Raw genomic sequence first — 17,423 nt, forward strand, 5'->3', positions numbered from 1 at the left:
TATACCGGATTTGGCGGTCTCTGTGTACCGCTGGAAAGTGCTGATTATCGGCGTTTAGCCACGGGATTTCCGCCGTGAAAGCAGGAATTTGCATAAACTTACGATTGAGGTCGCGAGTTCACGGTGGGCAGATTGCCAATGCGGCATTGGCATCGCATGATACGCGTAATAATAGCCGGATAATTTATAACGGAAAACAGTTTATGCAGTGGAAATCTCTCCAGGCGCTAACGCCTGGTTTGACGCATTTATTAGGGTATCAACGCAGTTGGCTTAAACCGGACATACGCGCCGGACTATCCGTTGCGGCTGTGGCCTTGCCGGTGGCGATTGCCTATGCCGAATTGGCAGGTGTTAGCCCAGTCGTCGGGCTTTACTCATGTATTTTACCGATGGTTGCCTACGCATTTTTCGGATCCTCACGTCAGCTTATTGTCGGGCCAGACGCTGCGACGTGTGCGGTGATTGCCGCTGTTGTGACCCCGTTGGCGGCTGGCAACATGGAACGACACTGGCAATTGACCATTATGATGACGGCGATGATGGGCGCCTGGTGCCTATTGGCCAGCCGCTTCAAGTTGGGTGCGTTAGCCGATTTGCTCTCACGGCCGATACTGAGTGGGTTGTTGAACGGTGTGGCGATTACCATCATGGTCGATCAAATCGGCAAAGTGTTCGGTTTTGGTGTGCACTCGGCGCAATTGATTGAACGTATCTATGCGCTGCCGGGCAATCTGATGCACAGCGATTGGCTGACGATGTCGGTATCGTTGTTGACGTTAGTTACGCTGATCGGGTTCAAGAAATGGCGCCCTAACTGGCCAGCGCCATTATTCGCTATCGTTCTGGTCACCTTTGTGACCTGGGCTGGTGGATTGCAACAACATGGTGTGGTGACGGTAGGGGGGTTCAGTGATGTGTTGCCTATCGTACAGTGGCCAGATTTCCAACCAGGTTTACTGCGTGACATGGTCATTCCGGCGCTTAACCTCGCGGTGGTGAGCTTTGTCAGTATGATGCTGACCGCCCGTAGTTTTGCAGCCAAGAACGGTTACGAGGTTAACGCCGACGCGGAGTTCCGTGCGCTCGGGTTGGTGAATATTGTTTCTGCGCTGTCTCAAGGGTTCGCCATCAGCGGGGCGGATTCGCGTACTGCGGTCAATGATGCTAACGGTGGTAAAAGTCAGTTGGTATCAATCATTGCAGCCGCTGTGATTGCCTTCGTGTTGCTGTTTCTGATGGCGCCGTTGCAGTTTATTCCCGTGGCGGGTTTGGGTGTGGTGCTGATGTATGCTGCTTGGTCTCTGCTGGATATCCGCGGTATCTGGGTCATGCGTCGCCGTAACGCCCAGGCATTCAGGTTGGCGATGTTTACCTTCCTCTGCGTACTGCTGGTCGGGGTGATAAGTGGCATTGGGTTGGCGGTATTACTGGGTTTGATGCAGTTTCTGCGCACGGTCTTCCGCCCGACCGAACAGCTCCTGGGTGTTAATGATGAAGGTATGATCCACTCAATGGGCAACAATAACGGTATAAAGGCGGTGCCCGGGGTGATGATGTACCGCTTCAATTCGCCGCTGACTTACTTCAACGTGGCCTATTTCAAACGGCGGATCCTTAACCTGGTGGACAGCACGCCGTTTCAGCCGCGTTGGGTCGTTGTGGATGCTGTCGCCAGTTTTACCCATGCGGATATCAGTGTATTGGCCGCGATCGACGAATTGAAACGCGATTTATTACAGCGTAACGTTAAGTTGGTGCTGGCGGGGCGGCGAACCGAATTGACACGTTGGTTCCGTATCAATCGCCTGGGGCGCGATCGGGAATTAATCCTGGTGCCGGATTTGTACCTGGCCCTGAAGTTGATTCAGAGCAAGGAGCAGGCAGAGCCTTCTACGGCCCAGTAAGCAAAAAAGGCACGCCGAAGCGTGCCTTTTAGGTCCTGCCGAAAGGTTAGCTGCGCAGCAGCATATACAGACGGAACAGGTAAATCAGCAGCAGTGCGGAAACCAGGTTGCTCAGCGCAGTCAGTACCACGCTCGCGACGTTTGGCGTCAGCACAGAAAGGTGGCTCACCAAAAACAGCACCAGCAGTTTTGCCGCCAGCCAGAGCATCATGGCTGGAACAATTACGCGCGCATTGGCAAATGCCAACTTGCAACTCAGCTTAATCGAGGCAAAGACGCCTTTCTTCTCGGTAGCGGTAATGACCGGCGCTAACGAGAAGGCGATTGCCATGATCACGCCAGGCACGACAAATAGCGTCAGGCCCAGTTGAGTCAACAACGTACAGATAAACAGCAGCAGCAGCAGACGCGGTAGCTCCGGTGCAGAAGCACCAATAGCACGCAATGCGCTGATACGCTGCCCCTGGGAAACCAGGCGAATCAGCGTCAACATCCCACCTACCAGCAACACATTACCCACTAATGCAGAAAACGTGGCGGCGGCTGAGACCTTCAATAACACCATTTGTTGCTCTGGCGTCATTTGTTGAATGATTTCCTGGATCCCCATACCGGCAGATGCAGCAAAGTCACCTTCCGTTGCGCTCAGAATTTTCAGCTGTTCAACGTCAGGACTGAAAGCCTGATTGAGCAATACAGAAATGAACGCAGTCAACAGCGCCAGCATCAAGATGCTGGTCAGTTGGTTACGGAAAAAATTGAAACTGTCACGGTACAACGTGTTGGCCGTGATAGGCATGCAGACTCCTTGGCATCGAGAAACAGAGATAAATCAAAATCAGTGGGCGATTGTACCCTGTTCCACGTCGCTGTGGCACCCCGCGAATTGCACTACGGCTATTTCTTCGTCGATCGTGACGCTCGGCAAAGACAGCGGCAGGGGAACGGGCAATGGCGGCAGGCCATAACGTTCACGGGCGCGATCGCACGCTTCGTTACGTAGGCCGTTTTCGCCTGATTGGTCGAATTCGCGACAGGGGGTGGGACGATTAAGGTAAATCGAGCAAGAAACGGCTTTGCCGATTTCGCCGTCGAGTGCGGTACAACGTGGGGACTTGCTGTTGGTCCCCTGCATACAGCGCAAGAAGGGGGTTAGCGGCTCAGTAAGGGATATAGGAACCACGCCGCCGCCATCTTCCGCTTCGGCCCAATAGAATGATACTCGAAAATAGCCGCAGCACGCGCCGCAACTGACACAGGGATTTAGAATTTCGCTCATCTTGATTGCTCGCCGACTCCTTACGGCACCAACCAAAACCAACACGGAAGATGAAATTACGCAGCGGCGTTTTTTTTAGCAACTGAAATTTAAACATGTGGATAATTTGCAACAAAAGGCGTTTTTTGATTCAGATCAATCCTTGATTTATTAGTCCTTTAGGTAACCTTGTTTTTAGTAGGAATTAAAACTTTTACACATAAGATGTGATCTCGATGGGATCATAAATACCCGTAAGTAGGTATATTCCCCCTGGATGATAACCACACAAATGGAATGGATAATGAAAAAGACAACTCTGGTGGTATTGGCGGCGATGATGGCGCCGATGTTGGCAAGTGCACATCAGGCAGGTGATTTTCTTTTCCGCGCTGGCGCTGCAACGGTGCGGCCAAATGCCGGATCGGACGACGTATTGGGGCAGGGCTCATTCAGCGCCGATAACAACACCCAACTTGGCCTGACCTTCGGCTATATGGTTACCGACAATATTGGTGTCGAATTGTTGGCAGCAACGCCGTTTCGTCACAAGGTCGGGCTGAATGGTTCGGCAGTGAACGGTGATATCGCGACGGTACGTGATCTCCCCCCGAGCTTGATGGCACAGTACTATTTTGGCGACAAGCAAGACAAACTGCGTCCCTATCTTGGACTGGGTGTTAACTACACCACTTTCTTTGATGAAAAATTCAATGACAACGGTAAAGGTGCTGGGCTGAGCAACCTGAGTCTCAAAGATTCTTGGGGCGTGGCTGCGCAAGCGGGCCTGGATTACAACCTGGATGAACACTGGATGCTGAACATGTCAGTGTGGTGGATGAACATCGAGACCAAAACCCGCTTTGACGATGCGGACGGTAATCACCACAGCATTGATACGCGTTTGGATCCGTGGGTGTTTATGTTCGGGGCAGGTTATCGCTTCTGACAGGTGTTAAACAGGGAGGCGCATGTTGCGCCTCCGTTTTTTTATCGCTACTTGATTTGCATAACGTTATCAACGGATTTCACACCCGCAACACCACGCGTGACCTGCACAGCGCGGTTGGCATCGGCGCTTGAGCTAACAAAGCCACTCAGTTGTACACGACCTTTAAAGGTCTCAACGCTGATTTCGGTAGACTTGATGGTTTTATCCGCCAGCAGTGCTGACTTCACCTTGGTAGTCACTACCGTATCGTCAATATAACCGCCAGTCCCTTCAGATTTCGCTGTTGGCGCGCAGGCACTCACTGCGAATGCCACAACGGCTGCCATGCATAAGGCTGAAAGGGTTTTAAATAGCTTCATAAATTACTCTCCATGCAATGTTATTGTTGAAACTACATTCGGGTTTTCACCTGAAGACGTAACGCACTCCTAAAAATACTGAAATGCCCGACGCGCAAGGTTAAGTGTGAGACAAGAATTGGGTTTGTACAAATTGTTGGTGTAAAAAAAAAGCACAAGTTTGATAGGAAACAAGATGTTAACAACGGGCGCGATCCACTGCACCCGTTGTTAATGGGATTAAGCCCGTGTTGCTGCTTTCATTTCACTGACAAAGGTTGCCAGTCGTTTCAGCATTTCTGCCGGTTGGTCCTGGTGCTGTTCGATAATCTTAACGATTGCCGAGCCGGAAATTGCGCCAGCAGCCCCGGCTTGCAGCGCATCGCGTACCTGCGTCGGTTCAGAAATACCAAAGCCCTGCAGGGGCGGCGCGGCATGATACTCGCGCAGCTTGTTTACCAGGTGATGAAGTGGCAACTGTGCGCGGCTTTCGGTTCCGGTGACGCCTGCACGCGACAGCAGGTAGGTGTAACCTCTACCGTGTGAGGCAATTTCACGCAGCAAGTCGTCGTCTGCATTTGGCGGACAGATAAAGATAGGCGCAATGCCATGGCGGGTGGCCGCAGCGCGGAAAGGGGTAGACTCTTCATAAGGCACATCGGCAATCAGCACCGAATCAACGCCTACCTCGGCACAGCGCTGGTAAAACGTATCGATACCTTTATGGAATACCAGATTGGCGTACATCAACAGACCAATAGGGATCGTTGGGTGTTTCTGACGAATAGCGGCCAACATTTCAAAACATTGGGTTGGCGTCACGCCAGAAGCAAAAGCGCGAAGTGCTGCACTTTGAATGGTTGGGCCGTCAGCCAGCGGGTCCGAAAACGGAATACCCAGCTCTAACGCGTCTGCACCGGCCTCAACCAGAGTATCAATGATCTGTAATGACAGCGCCGGGTTTGGATCACCGAGCGTCACGAACGGGACGAAAGCGCCTTCCTTATGACTCGCCAGGCGGTCGAACAGTTGCTGGTAACGTTCCATCAGATTTCTCCCCGAGCTTTCAGAATGTCGTGAACGGTAAATATGTCTTTGTCGCCACGTCCGGACAGGTTAACCACCAGTATCTGTTCTTTTTGCGGCGTTTCACGGATCATTTTCAGTGCATGCGCCAACGCGTGGGAGGACTCCAGAGCCGGAATGATACCTTCACTGCGCGAAAGCGCTTTGAATGCATCCAGGGCTTCGTCATCGGTAATCGACACGTACTCCGCACGACCAATACTGTTCAAATAAGCGTGCTGTGGCCCGACTGAAGGGAAGTCCAACCCGGCAGAAATGGAGTACGATTCCTCGATCTGGCCTTCGGAGGTCTGCATCATCGGCGCTTTCATGCCGAAATAGATACCGACATGACCGTGTTTCAATGGTGCACCGTGTTGACCGGTTTCGATCCCCAGACCGGCTGGCTCTACGCCGATAAGGCCCACGCTGGCATCATCGATAAAATCGGCAAACATACCGATAGCGTTGGAACCACCACCAACACACGCCAAGACGGCATCCGGCAGGCGGCCTTCGCGTTCCAGCATCTGTGCTTTGGTTTCTTCGCCAATCATGCGCTGGAATTCACGTACAATGGTTGGGTACGGGTGTGGGCCCGCAGCGGTACCCAACATATAGTGGGCGGTTTCGTAACTGCCAGACCAGTCGCGCAACGCTTCATTACAGGCGTCTTTCAGTGTGGAAGATCCACTGTGAACCGGGATTACCTCTGCGCCCATCAAACGCATGCGGAATACGTTGGGTGACTGACGTTCAATATCTTTGGCACCCATATAGATGCGACACTTCAGGCCGAGCAGGGCGCACGCCAATGCCGAAGCCACGCCATGTTGGCCTGCACCGGTCTCGGCAATGATCTCTGTTTTGCCCATGCGCTTCGCGAGCAGTGCCTGACCCAACACCTGGTTGGTTTTGTGAGCGCCACCGTGCAGCAGATCTTCACGTTTCAAGTACAGCTTGGTTTTAGTTCCTGCGGTGAGATTCTTGCAAAGTGTTAATGCCGTAGGGCGGCCTGCGTAGTTTTTCAGCAAGTCGATAAATTCAGCCTGAAATTCCGGATCGCGCTGTGCGCTTACAAAGGCTTCTTCAAGTTGTTTTAAGGCCGGCATCAGAATCTGTGGCACATATTGGCCACCAAATTCGCCGAAGTAGGGGTTAAGCAGCGTCATTATAGTTCCCGTGATTATCCGTTAATAATGTTCAGTAAGCGCGCAACGTCTGGAAAACCGCCGTCAGACGGGCAGGATCCTTAATTCCGGGTTGGCTCTCAACGCCGGAATTAAAGTCCAAACCGGCACAGCCGAGTTTGGCTGCGTCAACGCAATTGTCGGCACCCAGACCCCCTGCAAGCATGACGTTATCCAGGTTTTCACCCTGCAGCACCGACCAGTCGAAACGCTGGCCAGTCCCACCCGCACCGTTATCCAGCAGATAGCGATCGACGTGCTTCAAATCGCGCTTCGGTAAATGGTCTTTCACGCTCAGTGCTTTCCAGATTTGGCAGTCGTTCGGCAACTCGGCACGCAGGGCGGTGATATAGTTTTGATCCTCCGCCCCATGCAGTTGCACGGCTCTCAAGCCCAGACGTTCAACGGTTTGTACTACAGTCTCTACCTGCGCATCGCAGAACACGCCGACATACTTCAGCGGTGCACCGGAAATAACTTCGCGGGCACGGTTTATATCGACATAGCGGGGGGAGCGCCCGACAAAAATCAACCCGCCGTAGACGGCCCCAGCCTGGTAGGCAGCGGCGGCATCCTGGGCGCGGGTCAACCCGCAGACTTTATTGTCCCCCAAAATCACCCGGCGCACGGCGGCACGCAGATCGCTTTCAGACATCAACGCACTGCCGATCAAGAAACCGTTGGCAAAGTGGCTTAGCTCGCGGATCTGGCCGTAATTGTTGATGCCGGACTCGCTGATCACCGTCACACCCTGTGGGACGCGTGGCGCAAGCTGGCGAGTACGATCCAGATCGATACTCAGGTCACGGAGATCGCGGTTGTTGATACCGACCACGCGCGCTTCCAGATCAATGGCCCGCTGCAGTTCTTCTTCGCTGATCACTTCCGTCAGTACGCCCATGTTTAAGCTGTGTGCGACAGCGGCGAGCTGACGGTATTGGTCGTCGTTAAGCACTGAAAGCATCAGCAAAATAGCGTCGGCTTGATAGAAACGCGCCAGGTAGATCTGATACGGGTCGATAATAAAATCTTTGCACAATACGGGCTGTGTGACCGTCTTGCTGACCAGCGGCAGAAAATCGAAGCTACCCTGGAAGTATTTTTCATCGGTCAGAACTGAAATCGCCGAGGCGAAATCCTTGTAGACCGAAGCAATCTCGACAGGATCAAAATTTTCGCGAATCAGGCCCTTTGAAGGGGATGCCTTTTTACATTCAAGAATAAACGCCGTTCTGGTTCCCTGTAGCGCATGGTAAAAATCACGCTCGCTTGGGACGATTTCATTTTGAAAGCTGGCCAGTGGCTGTTGTTGCTGTCGTGCTGCGACCCATTGCGCTTTATCACGAACAATCTTGTTGAGCACGGTTTCCTGCATCATTTATCCTCTTGCTGCCAGTGCGGTAACGCGCTCGTAAGCTTGCCCGCTGTGAATCATGTCCAGTGCCTGCTGCGCATTTTGGCGCAGGTCTTCATGCCCGAATAACTTCAGCAGCAGCGCCACGTTAGCGGCTACCGCAGCGGCGTGAGCCGGGTCACCTTTACCTTGTAACAACCGTGCCAGAATGTCACGATTTTCTTCGGGTGAGCCGCCCAGCAGGGCTTCCAGCGGATAGCTTTGCAACCCAAAGGATTGCGGTGTTAACTGGTAGCTCTCAATTTCACCGTTGTTCAATTCGGCCACATGGGTAGTGGCATGAATCGCCACTTCATCCATTCCGCCGCCGTGTACCACGGCCGCTCGCTGGTAACCCAATACGCGCAGTGTTTCAGCTATAGGCAGCACCAATTCTGGGCTGTAAACGCCGATCAGTGCCAGCGGTGGGCGAGCTGGGTTAATCAGCGGGCCCAGCACATTGAATACCGTGCGGGTTTTCAACTGCTGGCGTACGGGCATCGCATGGCGGAAGCCGGTGTGGTACTGCGGCGCAAACAGGAAACAGACGCCCAACTCGTCCAGCGCTTTACGAGCCTCATCCGCCGGCAGATCCAGGCGAATACCAAATGCCGCCAGCAAATCTGATGAACCAGACCGGCTGGAAACGCTGCGATTGCCATGTTTGGCTACTTTTGCGCCACACGCCGCCGCTACAAAGGCGCTGGCGGTGGAGATATTAATGCTGTTAGTGCCGTCGCCCCCGGTGCCGACGATATCGGCAAACGGGTAGTCTGGACGAGGAAATGGCAGCGCATCGGCCAGCAGTGCTTTGGCTGCCCCGGCAATCTCTTCCGGGCGCTCGCCGCGAATTTTCATGCTGATCAGCGCCGCTGCCAGCTGGCTTGGTTCTAACTCACCGCGCACGATGGCGCTGAATAATTGCTGGCTTTCCTGCTGGTTCATCGACTCTGAACGGTACAACTTTTCAAGAATAGTATGCATGGTCGTTTCCCTCGTTATTTCGCCAGCGCCCAGGCCAGAGTTTGCTCAAGCAAACGCGCACCATGGGTGGTCAGGATCGATTCTGGATGAAACTGGAAACCGCATACGCGATGCTTGTCATTACGTACTGCCATCACCATGTCGTTAAAATGTGCGTTAACCGTGAGCTCGGCCGGGATCTTGCTGCCTACCAGTGAATGGTAGCGCGCCACCGGCAATGGATTCGCCATGCCGGTAAACATGCCTTCGCCATCGTGGCTGATTGCTGACGCCTTGCCGTGCAAGATCTCACCGGCTTGGCCTACGTGGCCGCCGTAGGCTTCAACAATCGCCTGATGCCCCAGGCAGATACCAATAATAGGCAGTTGGCCGCGCAAGCGTTGTAACAGTTCAGGCATACAGCCCGCTTCAGACGGTGTACCTGGGCCCGGTGATAGCATCAGAACCGGCTGTTCTAACTGCTGCAGACGCTCAATAATCACATCGGCAGAAATCTGGTTGCGGTAAATCACCACCTGATGGCCGCTGGCGCGCAGTTGATCGACCAGGTTGTAGGTGAAGGAATCAACATTATCGAGCAGTAAGATATCGGCCATCAGAACACCTCCTTGGCCTGATGCGCACTGGCAATGGCACGCAGCACGGCACGTGCTTTATTACGGGTCTCATCGGCTTCCGCCTGAGGAATAGAGTCCAACACCACGCCAGCGCCGGCTTGCACAGTGGCAATCCCGTCTTCAACATACGCGGAGCGGATGACAATACAGGTATCCAAATCACCGGTAGCGGTGAAATAACCCACCGCACCGCCGTAGCTGCCGCGGCGGGTGCCTTCAGAGGCAGCGATCAGCTGCATGGCACGTACTTTTGGGGCGCCGCTTAACGTACCCATGTTCATGCAGGCCTGATAGGCATGCAGCACGTCAAGGTCAGCACGCAGGGTGCCAATCACGCGAGAAACCAGGTGCATGACAAAAGAATAGCGGTCTACTTTGGTCAAATCGGCCACGTAGCGGCTGCCGGCCTGGCAGATGCGCGCTAAATCGTTGCGAGCCAGGTCGACCAGCATCAAATGTTCGGCCAACTCTTTGTGGTCTGTGCGCATTTCGAGTTCGATACGGCTGTCGAGATCCAAATCCAGCGACCCATCGGCGCGACGGCCACGCGGGCGGGTACCGGCAATCGGATAGATCTCGATCTGACGGTTGTTGGCGTCGTATTTCAGTGCACTTTCAGGTGAAGCACCAAATAGGGTGAACTCATCGTCCTGCATAAAGAACATGTACGGGCTTGGGTTATTGTCTTTCAGCGTCTGGTAGGCTGCCAGCGGGGCTGGGCAGGGCAGCGAGAAACGACGTGAGGGGACCACCTGGAAGATTTCGCCCTGACGGATGGCCTGTTGCAATTCACTGACCACTGCGCCGTACTCTTCATCGGTCTGGTTGCAACTCAGTTGCATGTCTTCGAGTTTCTGATGAGGAATGGGTTGCGGTGTCTGCTTCAATTGAGCCTGTAGCTGTTCCAAACGTTGTTGCAGACGCTGTTCTTCTGCGGCGTCAGCAGTGAAGACACTGGCCTGCAGGCGCGCAACGCCGCGCTGGTGATCCAGCACCAGCAGGGTTTCCGCCAGGTAGAAACAGAAATCAGGGCAACGTTGATCCTGACGCAGTTCAGGCAGGTCTTCGAAACCGGCAACCAGATCATAGGCAAACAGGCCGCCGAGCATCACCGCTTCACGTTCGTCTGCGGGAGAGTCGACCAGTGTGAGTAAGGTGCGCAGTGCATCAAACACCGACAGTGAACGCAGTCGTGCGTCTTCGTCCTGGATAGCATCAATCAGCGGGAAGGTCAGTTCACGGCCGTTAGGACGCACCTGAATCTGCACTTCGGCGGGCAATGCTTCATCCAGCAATGGCAACATCGCGGCGCCGTTAGCCGTCAGTGCTTGCAATGTGACGGTGCGCCCCAGTGCGGTAATGCGCAAAGCGCTGTCGATCACTAACAAGCTTTGCAGGTTTTGCTTGCTGTTGATTTCTGCTGACTCTAACAGCAGGGTTGCCGGGCGCGCGCCGCACAACTGATGAAAAATGGTGGTGGGATCGCCCCGGTAACTGGCCTCCGCCTTCAGTAATTTGAGCTGTGGTTTGATGTTCGTCATGGGAGTTCCAGTTAAAATTTGTCCAAAAAAAAGCCCGCGTTACCAGCGGGCTTAGGGAATCTGCAGTGTCAGATGACAGGTATGCGTGATTACTCCGCCCGAAAAAGGGAAGTACGCCACCAACGAAGAAGAGAAGTTTGCTTAGTCATTTCTGTGCTCTCTTGTTTATCATCCAACCAGGGATATGCCCTGAACTTGTGTACTAGTTAACTGGTTCGCGAGAATAAAGTCAACCCTCTTTTCGTACAATGTTTTATCGCTAAGTGTGAATTATTTTCATTAAGCTGAAACGGCAGCGCGTCATAATAGATTTCCGTCCAACGGGCGATCGCGGGTATGATAGAAAGCCAAGCCATTGCCGGATATTTCTTTTGACAGACAGCAGCCCCCAGCCCTCCGCATTTACTCTCTACGATCTCCACAGCCATACTACCGCTTCTGACGGCTACCTTACGCCGGCGCAGTTGGTGCAACGTGCGGTTGAAATGCGAGTGGGTGTTTTGGCGATAACCGATCATGACACCACAGATGGTTTGGCCGCCGCAGCGGCAACCATTGCTGAGTTGTCCCTGCCGCTGCAGTTGGTCAATGGTGTGGAAATCTCCACGTTGTGGGAAAACCATGAGATTCATATCGTCGGTTTGGGTATTGAAACCCGGCATCCGGCGATAGTACAACTGCTGTCCGAACAGACAGAACGCCGTAACCTCCGTGCACAGGAAATAGGTGCACGATTAGCCAAAGCCCGTATCGAAGGGGCATTTGAAGGGGCGCAAAAATTAGCCGACGGCGGGGCAGTGACCCGCGGGCATTTTGCGCGTTATCTGGTGCAAATTGGTATGGCGGACAATATGGCTCAGGTATTCAAGAAATACCTGGCGAAAGGCAAAACCGGTTACGTTCCGCCGCAGTGGTGTACAATAGAACAAGCCATTGATGTGATTCATCAATCCGGCGGTCAGGCAGTGATCGCGCATCCGGGCCGTTATGATCTGACGGCCAAATGGTTGAAGCGGCTGTTTGCGCATTTTGCCGCACATGGCGGTGACGCGATGGAAGTGGCCCAATGTCAGCAAGCACCGCATGAGCGTTCCCTGTTGGCAAAGTATGCGCAAGAATATCAATTACTGGCGTCGCAGGGGTCTGATTTCCATCAACCCTGCTCGTGGATCGAACTGGGCCGTAAACTGTGGTTACCCGGTGGGGTTGAACCCGTGTGGCGTGACTGGCCGCAACCGCAACTGGCTAAAGTCGATTGATTTAACGTGGGCGATGCCGCCCGCGTGCATCATTTTAGGAGCAAGTCATGAGTCAGCTTTTTTATATTCACCCAGACAACCCACAGCCACGTCTTATCAATCAGGCAGTGGATGTACTGCGTAAAGGGGGCGTGATCGTCTATCCCACGGATTCTGGTTATGCACTGGGCTGCAAGCTGGAAGAAAAGTCGGCGATGGAACGTATCTGCCGTATCCGTCAATTGGATGGTAATCATAACTTTACGCTGATGTGCCGCGATCTGTCTGAATTGTCGACTTACGCTTACGTCGACAATACCGCGTTCCGGCTGATCAAAAATAACACGCCGGGCAACTACACTTTTATCCTGAAAGCGACCAAAGAAGTTCCGCGGCGGTTGATGAACGACAAGCGCAAAACCATCGGTTTGCGTGTGCCCTCGAACCCGATTGCGCTGGCATTACTGGAAGTGCTTAACGAGCCAATGATGTCGACTACGTTGATGCTTCCGGGTAATGATTTTGCCGAGTCCGATCCGGAAGAGATCAGCGAACATTTGGGAAAACAGGTAGATCTGGTGATCCACGGTGGTTTCCTGGGCCAGCAGCCTACCACGGTGATTGACCTGACGGAGTCCGCACCGGAAGTGGTACGCGAGGGCGCCGGTGACCCAACGCCCTTCCGCTGATGCATGGCCATAATGTTTGCTCATTTTCTGAAAAGTGACTGAAACGGCGTCATTTATCGGTAAAACCGCTATCCTACAATATCAAAAATTGATAATTAGGCAGGATGCGTAGCGATGATTAAATGGGTTTCTTTATTGGTGGCGTTATTATTTTCCTCTGTGGCCAGCGCGGGGTTTTATTCCGGTAGCGCTTTGCTGTCTGAAACCAGCGGCTATGTGAAAAATAAAAGTGGGGCAGCTACCGTCGCTGAAGCTCTCGATGCGGGGATGTTTATGGGGTACGTTGCAGGCGTGTTTGATACCTTTTCTATGCAAGGTAACCGTAGTATTTGTCCGGAAGCGGGCATGAGCGTAGGCACGGCTTCGGATGCGGTTATGCAGTATTTAAATGAACATCCGGAGCAATTGCATTACTCCGCACCGTCGGTGATTATGCTGGCGTTAACCGCCGCTTACCCTTGTGCACGGCATTAACGTTGTCCGTTTAGTGCGTATTTTTTCATTAGGTGCGATGCTTTTTCTTTAGCATTATTTCCAATAGATGAAATTGATAAACGCTGTCATTTTACCGCTAACGCAAACGTCCCTTCACCGATTTGGGATATGACGTTCAGGAGAAAAAATGACAGCGTTTCGCTACGGTACCCTTTCCCTCGATTACCATGATTCCGGCTCAGGCCCGCTGACGCTGGTACTGCTGCCTGGTTGGTGTGAACCGAAAACCGTTTTTGCCCCCTTTATCGCGTTGGCTGAACAACACTTCCGTGTGATTAGCCTTGATTGGCGAGGCCATGCGCTGTCTGACCGCGATGAGCAGCTTTCGCTTGGTGCCGAGGAACTGCTGGCAGACCTTCGCCAACTGCTGCTTGAGTTGCAGGTGGGGAAATGTGTGACACTTTCGGTGGCACATGCCAGTTGGATTGCGGTTGCTCTCGCTGAGAGCTTACCTCAACAAGTGCAAGGAATGGTGTTTCTCGATTGGATAATGACGCAACCTGATCCGGCATTTTTTGATTCTGTGCAACACATGCAGCGTCCTGAACGCTGGGTAGCGGCACGTGATGCTTTGTTTAGCTTTTGGCAGGGCGGCATTGTGCACCCGCAGGTTAAACATCATTTAACCGTTGAAATGGCGAAGGAGGATTTCCGTGTATGGCAGGCTGCCGGTGTGGCGATCGAACAAGCCTATCGGCAATATCAATCGCCGCTTAACCGGTTGGATGCATTAACCTTGCACCCAGCTTGTTGCCATATTTACGCGTTGGATCGTGACGACGATTATTTGCGGCAACAACAGCGGTTTGCGGAGGTTCATTCTTTCTTTTCGGTTGTACGACTTGAGCATGCTTCTACCCATCTTGGTATCCTCGAATGTCCAGAGAGCGTATATCAGGCGGTTATCTGTTTCCTAGAGCGCAATTCCCTTCCTGTTTGAATCGAAGCGGGTTGGCGCCCGCTGTTTCACGATTTCTTACCACCCATAATTTTGGATAATCGATCAGGAAATAAAGTGGGTTTCAACACTATTGAAAGCCTGTATAATGCGCGGTTCGATCCAAGTAAATGTATTGTTACTGTTGTGGTGCCAGACGCCGCGGCGGTCATCCCCCCGACGCCTGTGAAGGCGACACTAGAGGTTGCTCAATGAGCGAGAAGTTACAGAAAGTTTTAGCGCGTGCCGGCCATGGCTCGCGTCGTGAAATCGAAACCATTATTGAAGCCGGGCGCGTTAGCGTCGACGGTAAAATTGCCAAGCTGGGTGACCGCGTTGAAGTAACCCCTTCAATGAAGATCCGCCTGGATGGCCATATTGTTGCGATTAAAGAATCTGAAGAAGAAGTTTGCCGTGTACTGGCGTATTACAAGCCGGAAGGCGAACTCTGTACCCGTAGCGATCCTGAAGGCCGTCCAACGGTATTCGATCGTCTGCCTAAGCTGCGCGGCTCACGCTGGGTCGCGGTAGGGCGTTTGGACGTCAATACCTCCGGTTTGCTGTTGTTCACCACAGACGGTGAGCTGGCAAACCGCCTGATGCACCCGAGTCGTGAAGTTGAGCGTGAATACGCAGTGCGCGTATTTGGCCAGATTGACGACGAGAAAGTGAAGCAATTGAGTAAGGGCGTTCAGTTGGAAGACGGCCCAGCCGCTTTCCGCACCATTACCTTCCAGGGTGGCGAAGGTATTAACCAGTGGTATAACGTAACCCTGACTGAAGGACGTAACCGCGAAGTGCGTCGCCTTTGGGAAGCCGTTGGTGTCCAGGTTAGCCGTTTGATCCGCGTGCGTTATGGTGATATCGATTTGCCGAAGGGCCTGCCACGTGGCGGTTGGACCGAGCTCGAACTGCCGGCGATTAACTATCTGCGTGAACTGGTTGAGTTGAAGCCGGAAACCGTCAGCAAGATGCCGGTTGAGCGTGAACGCCGCCGAGTGAAGGCCAATCAGATCCGTCGTGCCGTCAAGCGTCACACACAGGTTGCTGGCAGCGGTCGCCGTAGTGCGCCGGGCAGCAAACCGGGCAAACCAAGCAAGCGCAGTTAATCAGCACGCCGCAGCCCCAGGACTGCGGCGTTTTCTATTACCAGTCAATACCCTGTTGTGCTTTGATACCCGCATCAAACGCGTGCTTCACCGGCCGCATTTCCGTAACCGTATCCGCTAACGCTAAAATATCGCGATGGCAGCCACGCCCGGTGATAATCACCGTTTGGTGCACAGGTCGTTGCCGAAGCGCCTCCAGCAGTTCATCCAGCTCAAGATAGCCATAGCTGACCATATAGGTCAGTTCGTCCAGTAGCACCAGATCCAGGCTGTTGTCGGCCAGCATGCGCTTACCCTGTTGCCATACGGCCTGACAAGCGGCGGTGTCTTCTGCTTTATTCTGCGTTTCCCAGGTAAAGCCGGTCGCCATTACCTGGAATTCAACACCATGCTGTTGCAGCAGGTTTTTTTCTCCGTTCGGCCATTCACCTTTAATGAATTGGATAACGGCGGCTTTCATACCGTGACCAACGGCCCGCGTTACTGTGCCAAATGCCGCAGTGGTTTTGCCTTTACCGTTACCGGTGAACACCAGCAGTAAACCCCGAGCCTCCTGCGCAGCAGCAATGCGGGCGTCGACCTGTTCTTTCAAACGTTGTTGACGTTGTTGGTGGCGATCTTCAGCCATGATAAAGCCCCTTTATTCGGCTGCGCCGGGTTTGCGGTTCGGTTGGGCGTCGAAGCTCATGCCGGTTTTACGACGGCTGTCATCCCCCATCAGATAGAGATAAAGCGGCATGATATCCGCCGGGGTTTTCAGCTTGCTTTTGTCTTCATTCGGGAAGGCAGATGCACGCATTTGGGTACGAGTTCCGCCAGGATTGATGCAATTTGCCCGCAAGTTGCGATTTTTGTATTCATCGGCGAATACCTGCATCATCCCTTCGGTTGCGAACTTTGAAACGGCATAAGCGCCCCAGTTTGCGCGCCCGGTACGGCCGACGCTGGAGCTGGTAAATACCAGCGAACCCGAATTGGATTTCAGCAGCAGCGGCAAGAGTGCTTGAGTGAGCATAAATGTTGCGTTGACGTTGACCTGCATGACGTCCTCCCACATCGCCATCGACAGGTCCGCCATGGGGGCGATATCGCCGAGCAGGCCTGCATTATGCAGCACGCCGTCCAGCCGCGGGACATGCGTCGCAAGTTCGTCTGCCACCTGTTTGCACTGTTCTTGGGTGGTATGCAACAGGTCAAGTGTGATGATGTAGGTTGGCGCACTGCTGAATTTGGCAATCTCGGCCTGCACCGCTTGCAGCTTACTTTCGGTACGGCCCAGCAGCACCAATTGCGCGCCAAATCTGGCGTAGGTGAGTGCAGCTTCGCGACCAATACCGTCTCCGGCACCAGTGACTAAAATGATACGGTTTTCCAGTAAATCCTGCTTGGGTTGGTAGTGCACAATAATTCCTCGCGCCTGGGTGGCTGGTCTCCCACTTACGTCGGGGAGCGGTGTGGATTGAGAGGCCATAGCAGGAGCAACGGCTCAACTGCATATATGGCCCCACAGCGAATTTGGCTCATCATGTTGATGAATAATCCGTGTTATATGCCTCAAATGGATCGTATTTTCAATGATTAGGCGGCAGAATCGGCATTCTTTTGTAACAAAAATGGAACTGTGCCGCCTTGGGTAAGCCCAAATGCGCCCACATAGTAAAGAAGCAGCACAAGGAATTTTTATTTAGCCGCGACAGCCACCGCGTCGGT

18 protein-coding genes and 1 other annotated feature are annotated in these 17,423 nt (G+C 53.3%); of the genes, 7 read left to right on the top strand and 11 right to left on the bottom strand.

Features of this window, described 5'->3' with window-relative positions; translation table 11 throughout:
• Positions 1–203 precede the first annotated feature (203 nt).
• Positions 204–1,907 (top strand): SulP family inorganic anion transporter, encoded by a 1,704-nt coding sequence (locus ACI2J2_RS04015; RefSeq protein ID WP_265553528.1) that lies wholly within the window; start codon positions 204–206, stop codon positions 1,905–1,907.
• Positions 1,908–1,953: 46 nt separating this feature from the next.
• Here ACI2J2_RS04015 and ACI2J2_RS04020 read toward each other — a convergent pair whose 3' ends face one another.
• Both ACI2J2_RS04020 and ACI2J2_RS04025 read right to left on the bottom strand, forming a co-directional pair.
• Complete coding sequence (locus ACI2J2_RS04020; protein ID WP_037415868.1) at positions 1,954–2,706, bottom strand: YciC family protein; 753 nt, start codon at positions 2,704–2,706, stop codon at positions 1,954–1,956.
• A 39-nt stretch (positions 2,707–2,745) separates the two neighbouring features.
• Positions 2,746–3,186 (bottom strand): YkgJ family cysteine cluster protein, encoded by a 441-nt coding sequence (locus ACI2J2_RS04025; RefSeq protein WP_209633847.1) that lies wholly within the window; start codon positions 3,184–3,186, stop codon positions 2,746–2,748.
• 283 nt (positions 3,187–3,469) lie between these two features.
• On the opposite strand from ACI2J2_RS04025, the gene ompW reads away from it, so the two are divergent.
• Positions 3,470–4,114: an outer membrane protein OmpW gene (gene ompW, locus ACI2J2_RS04030; protein ID WP_115185164.1), complete on the top strand. Its 645-nt coding sequence runs from the start codon at positions 3,470–3,472 to the stop codon at positions 4,112–4,114.
• A 47-nt stretch (positions 4,115–4,161) separates the two neighbouring features.
• Here ompW and ACI2J2_RS04035 read toward each other — a convergent pair whose 3' ends face one another.
• The 7 genes from ACI2J2_RS04035 to ACI2J2_RS04065 all read right to left on the bottom strand — a co-directional run bounded on the left by ACI2J2_RS04035 (position 4,162) and on the right by ACI2J2_RS04065 (position 11,245).
• Complete coding sequence (locus ACI2J2_RS04035) at positions 4,162–4,476, bottom strand: BON domain-containing protein (protein ID WP_209633845.1); 315 nt, start codon at positions 4,474–4,476, stop codon at positions 4,162–4,164.
• Positions 4,477–4,695: 219 nt separating this feature from the next.
• Positions 4,696–5,502 carry a tryptophan synthase subunit alpha gene (gene trpA, locus ACI2J2_RS04040; protein ID WP_404759447.1) on the bottom strand — a complete coding sequence of 269 codons (807 nt, stop codon included), beginning with the start codon at positions 5,500–5,502 and terminating at the stop codon, positions 4,696–4,698.
• Positions 5,502–6,692, bottom strand: coding sequence for a tryptophan synthase subunit beta (gene trpB, locus ACI2J2_RS04045; protein WP_006321162.1), 1,191 nt, complete (start codon positions 6,690–6,692; stop codon positions 5,502–5,504). Before trpB ends, trpA begins: the two co-directional genes overlap by 1 nt.
• Before the next feature lie 31 nt (positions 6,693–6,723).
• Positions 6,724–8,085 carry a bifunctional indole-3-glycerol-phosphate synthase TrpC/phosphoribosylanthranilate isomerase TrpF gene (trpCF, locus tag ACI2J2_RS04050; protein WP_404760268.1) on the bottom strand — a complete coding sequence of 454 codons (1,362 nt, stop codon included), beginning with the start codon at positions 8,083–8,085 and terminating at the stop codon, positions 6,724–6,726.
• A 3-nt stretch (positions 8,086–8,088) separates the two neighbouring features.
• The gene (gene trpD / locus ACI2J2_RS04055; RefSeq protein WP_209633841.1) at positions 8,089–9,087 is read right to left on the bottom strand and encodes an anthranilate phosphoribosyltransferase; all 999 of its coding nucleotides are present in this window, start codon (positions 9,085–9,087) and stop codon (positions 8,089–8,091) included.
• A 14-nt stretch (positions 9,088–9,101) separates the two neighbouring features.
• Positions 9,102–9,683, bottom strand: coding sequence for a gamma-glutamyl-gamma-aminobutyrate hydrolase family protein (locus ACI2J2_RS04060; protein ID WP_404759448.1), 582 nt, complete (start codon positions 9,681–9,683; stop codon positions 9,102–9,104).
• A complete protein-coding gene (locus ACI2J2_RS04065; protein WP_265553517.1) occupies positions 9,683–11,245 on the bottom strand; it encodes an anthranilate synthase component 1 in 1,563 nt (520 codons plus the stop codon). Before ACI2J2_RS04065 ends, ACI2J2_RS04060 begins: the two co-directional genes overlap by 1 nt.
• 24 nt (positions 11,246–11,269) lie before the next feature.
• Positions 11,270–11,373: a sequence feature (Trp leader region), on the bottom strand.
• Between the two features lie 243 nt (positions 11,374–11,616).
• Between ACI2J2_RS04065 and ACI2J2_RS04070 the strand changes: the two genes are divergently transcribed.
• The 5 genes from ACI2J2_RS04070 (at position 11,617) to rluB (ending at position 15,713) form a co-directional block, all read left to right on the top strand.
• Entirely contained in the window at positions 11,617–12,504 is an 888-nt protein-coding gene (locus ACI2J2_RS04070; RefSeq protein WP_209633836.1) for an RNase RNM, read from the top strand.
• Between the two features lie 47 nt (positions 12,505–12,551).
• Positions 12,552–13,172, top strand: coding sequence for an L-threonylcarbamoyladenylate synthase (locus ACI2J2_RS04075; RefSeq protein ID WP_209633835.1), 621 nt, complete (start codon positions 12,552–12,554; stop codon positions 13,170–13,172).
• Positions 13,173–13,286: 114 nt separating this feature from the next.
• Positions 13,287–13,646, top strand: a complete 360-nt coding sequence (locus tag ACI2J2_RS04080; RefSeq protein ID WP_404759449.1) for a Rap1a/Tai family immunity protein — start codon at positions 13,287–13,289, stop codon at positions 13,644–13,646.
• 148 nt (positions 13,647–13,794) lie between these two features.
• A complete protein-coding gene (locus ACI2J2_RS04085) occupies positions 13,795–14,607 on the top strand; it encodes an alpha/beta fold hydrolase (protein ID WP_404759450.1) in 813 nt (270 codons plus the stop codon).
• A gap of 209 nt (positions 14,608–14,816) precedes the next feature.
• Entirely contained in the window at positions 14,817–15,713 is an 897-nt protein-coding gene (gene rluB, locus ACI2J2_RS04090; protein WP_209633828.1) for a 23S rRNA pseudouridine(2605) synthase RluB, read from the top strand.
• Between the two features lie 37 nt (positions 15,714–15,750).
• Here rluB and cobO read toward each other — a convergent pair whose 3' ends face one another.
• Positions 15,751–16,341 carry a cob(I)yrinic acid a,c-diamide adenosyltransferase gene (cobO, locus tag ACI2J2_RS04095; protein ID WP_404759451.1) on the bottom strand — a complete coding sequence of 197 codons (591 nt, stop codon included), beginning with the start codon at positions 16,339–16,341 and terminating at the stop codon, positions 15,751–15,753.
• Positions 16,342–16,353: 12 nt separating this feature from the next.
• Complete coding sequence (locus tag ACI2J2_RS04100) at positions 16,354–17,115, bottom strand: YciK family oxidoreductase (RefSeq protein WP_404759452.1); 762 nt, start codon at positions 17,113–17,115, stop codon at positions 16,354–16,356.
• Between the last annotated feature and the right edge of the window lie 308 nt (positions 17,116–17,423).

The sequence above is a fragment of the Serratia sp. NPDC087055 genome (genome assembly GCF_044900985.1).
In the GTDB taxonomy this organism is placed as follows: domain Bacteria; phylum Pseudomonadota; class Gammaproteobacteria; order Enterobacterales; family Enterobacteriaceae; genus Serratia.

Bases quoted from the DNA above. Each gene is read 5' to 3' on its own strand.
- ACI2J2_RS04075 (WP_209633835.1), top strand. From the start codon at position 12,552: ATGAGTCAGCTTTTTTATATTCACCCAGACAACCCACAGCCACGTCTT.
- trpB (WP_006321162.1), bottom strand. From the start codon at position 6,692: ATGACGCTGCTTAACCCCTACTTCGGCGAATTTGGTGGCCAATATGTG.
- cobO (WP_404759451.1), bottom strand. From the start codon at position 16,341: ATGGCTGAAGATCGCCACCAACAACGTCAACAACGTTTGAAAGAACAG.
- trpA (WP_404759447.1), bottom strand. From the start codon at position 5,502: ATGGAACGTTACCAGCAACTGTTCGACCGCCTGGCGAGTCATAAGGAA.
- trpCF (WP_404760268.1), bottom strand. From the start codon at position 8,085: ATGCAGGAAACCGTGCTCAACAAGATTGTTCGTGATAAAGCGCAATGG.
- ACI2J2_RS04065 (WP_265553517.1), bottom strand. From the start codon at position 11,245: ATGACGAACATCAAACCACAGCTCAAATTACTGAAGGCGGAGGCCAGT.
- ACI2J2_RS04035 (WP_209633845.1), bottom strand. From the start codon at position 4,476: ATGAAGCTATTTAAAACCCTTTCAGCCTTATGCATGGCAGCCGTTGTG.
- rluB (WP_209633828.1), top strand. From the start codon at position 14,817: ATGAGCGAGAAGTTACAGAAAGTTTTAGCGCGTGCCGGCCATGGCTCG.
- ompW (WP_115185164.1), top strand. From the start codon at position 3,470: ATGAAAAAGACAACTCTGGTGGTATTGGCGGCGATGATGGCGCCGATG.
- ACI2J2_RS04080 (WP_404759449.1), top strand. From the start codon at position 13,287: ATGATTAAATGGGTTTCTTTATTGGTGGCGTTATTATTTTCCTCTGTG.
- ACI2J2_RS04060 (WP_404759448.1), bottom strand. From the start codon at position 9,683: ATGGCCGATATCTTACTGCTCGATAATGTTGATTCCTTCACCTACAAC.
- ACI2J2_RS04015 (WP_265553528.1), top strand. From the start codon at position 204: ATGCAGTGGAAATCTCTCCAGGCGCTAACGCCTGGTTTGACGCATTTA.
- ACI2J2_RS04085 (WP_404759450.1), top strand. From the start codon at position 13,795: ATGACAGCGTTTCGCTACGGTACCCTTTCCCTCGATTACCATGATTCC.
- ACI2J2_RS04020 (WP_037415868.1), bottom strand. From the start codon at position 2,706: ATGCCTATCACGGCCAACACGTTGTACCGTGACAGTTTCAATTTTTTC.
- ACI2J2_RS04025 (WP_209633847.1), bottom strand. From the start codon at position 3,186: ATGAGCGAAATTCTAAATCCCTGTGTCAGTTGCGGCGCGTGCTGCGGC.
- trpD (WP_209633841.1), bottom strand. From the start codon at position 9,087: ATGCATACTATTCTTGAAAAGTTGTACCGTTCAGAGTCGATGAACCAG.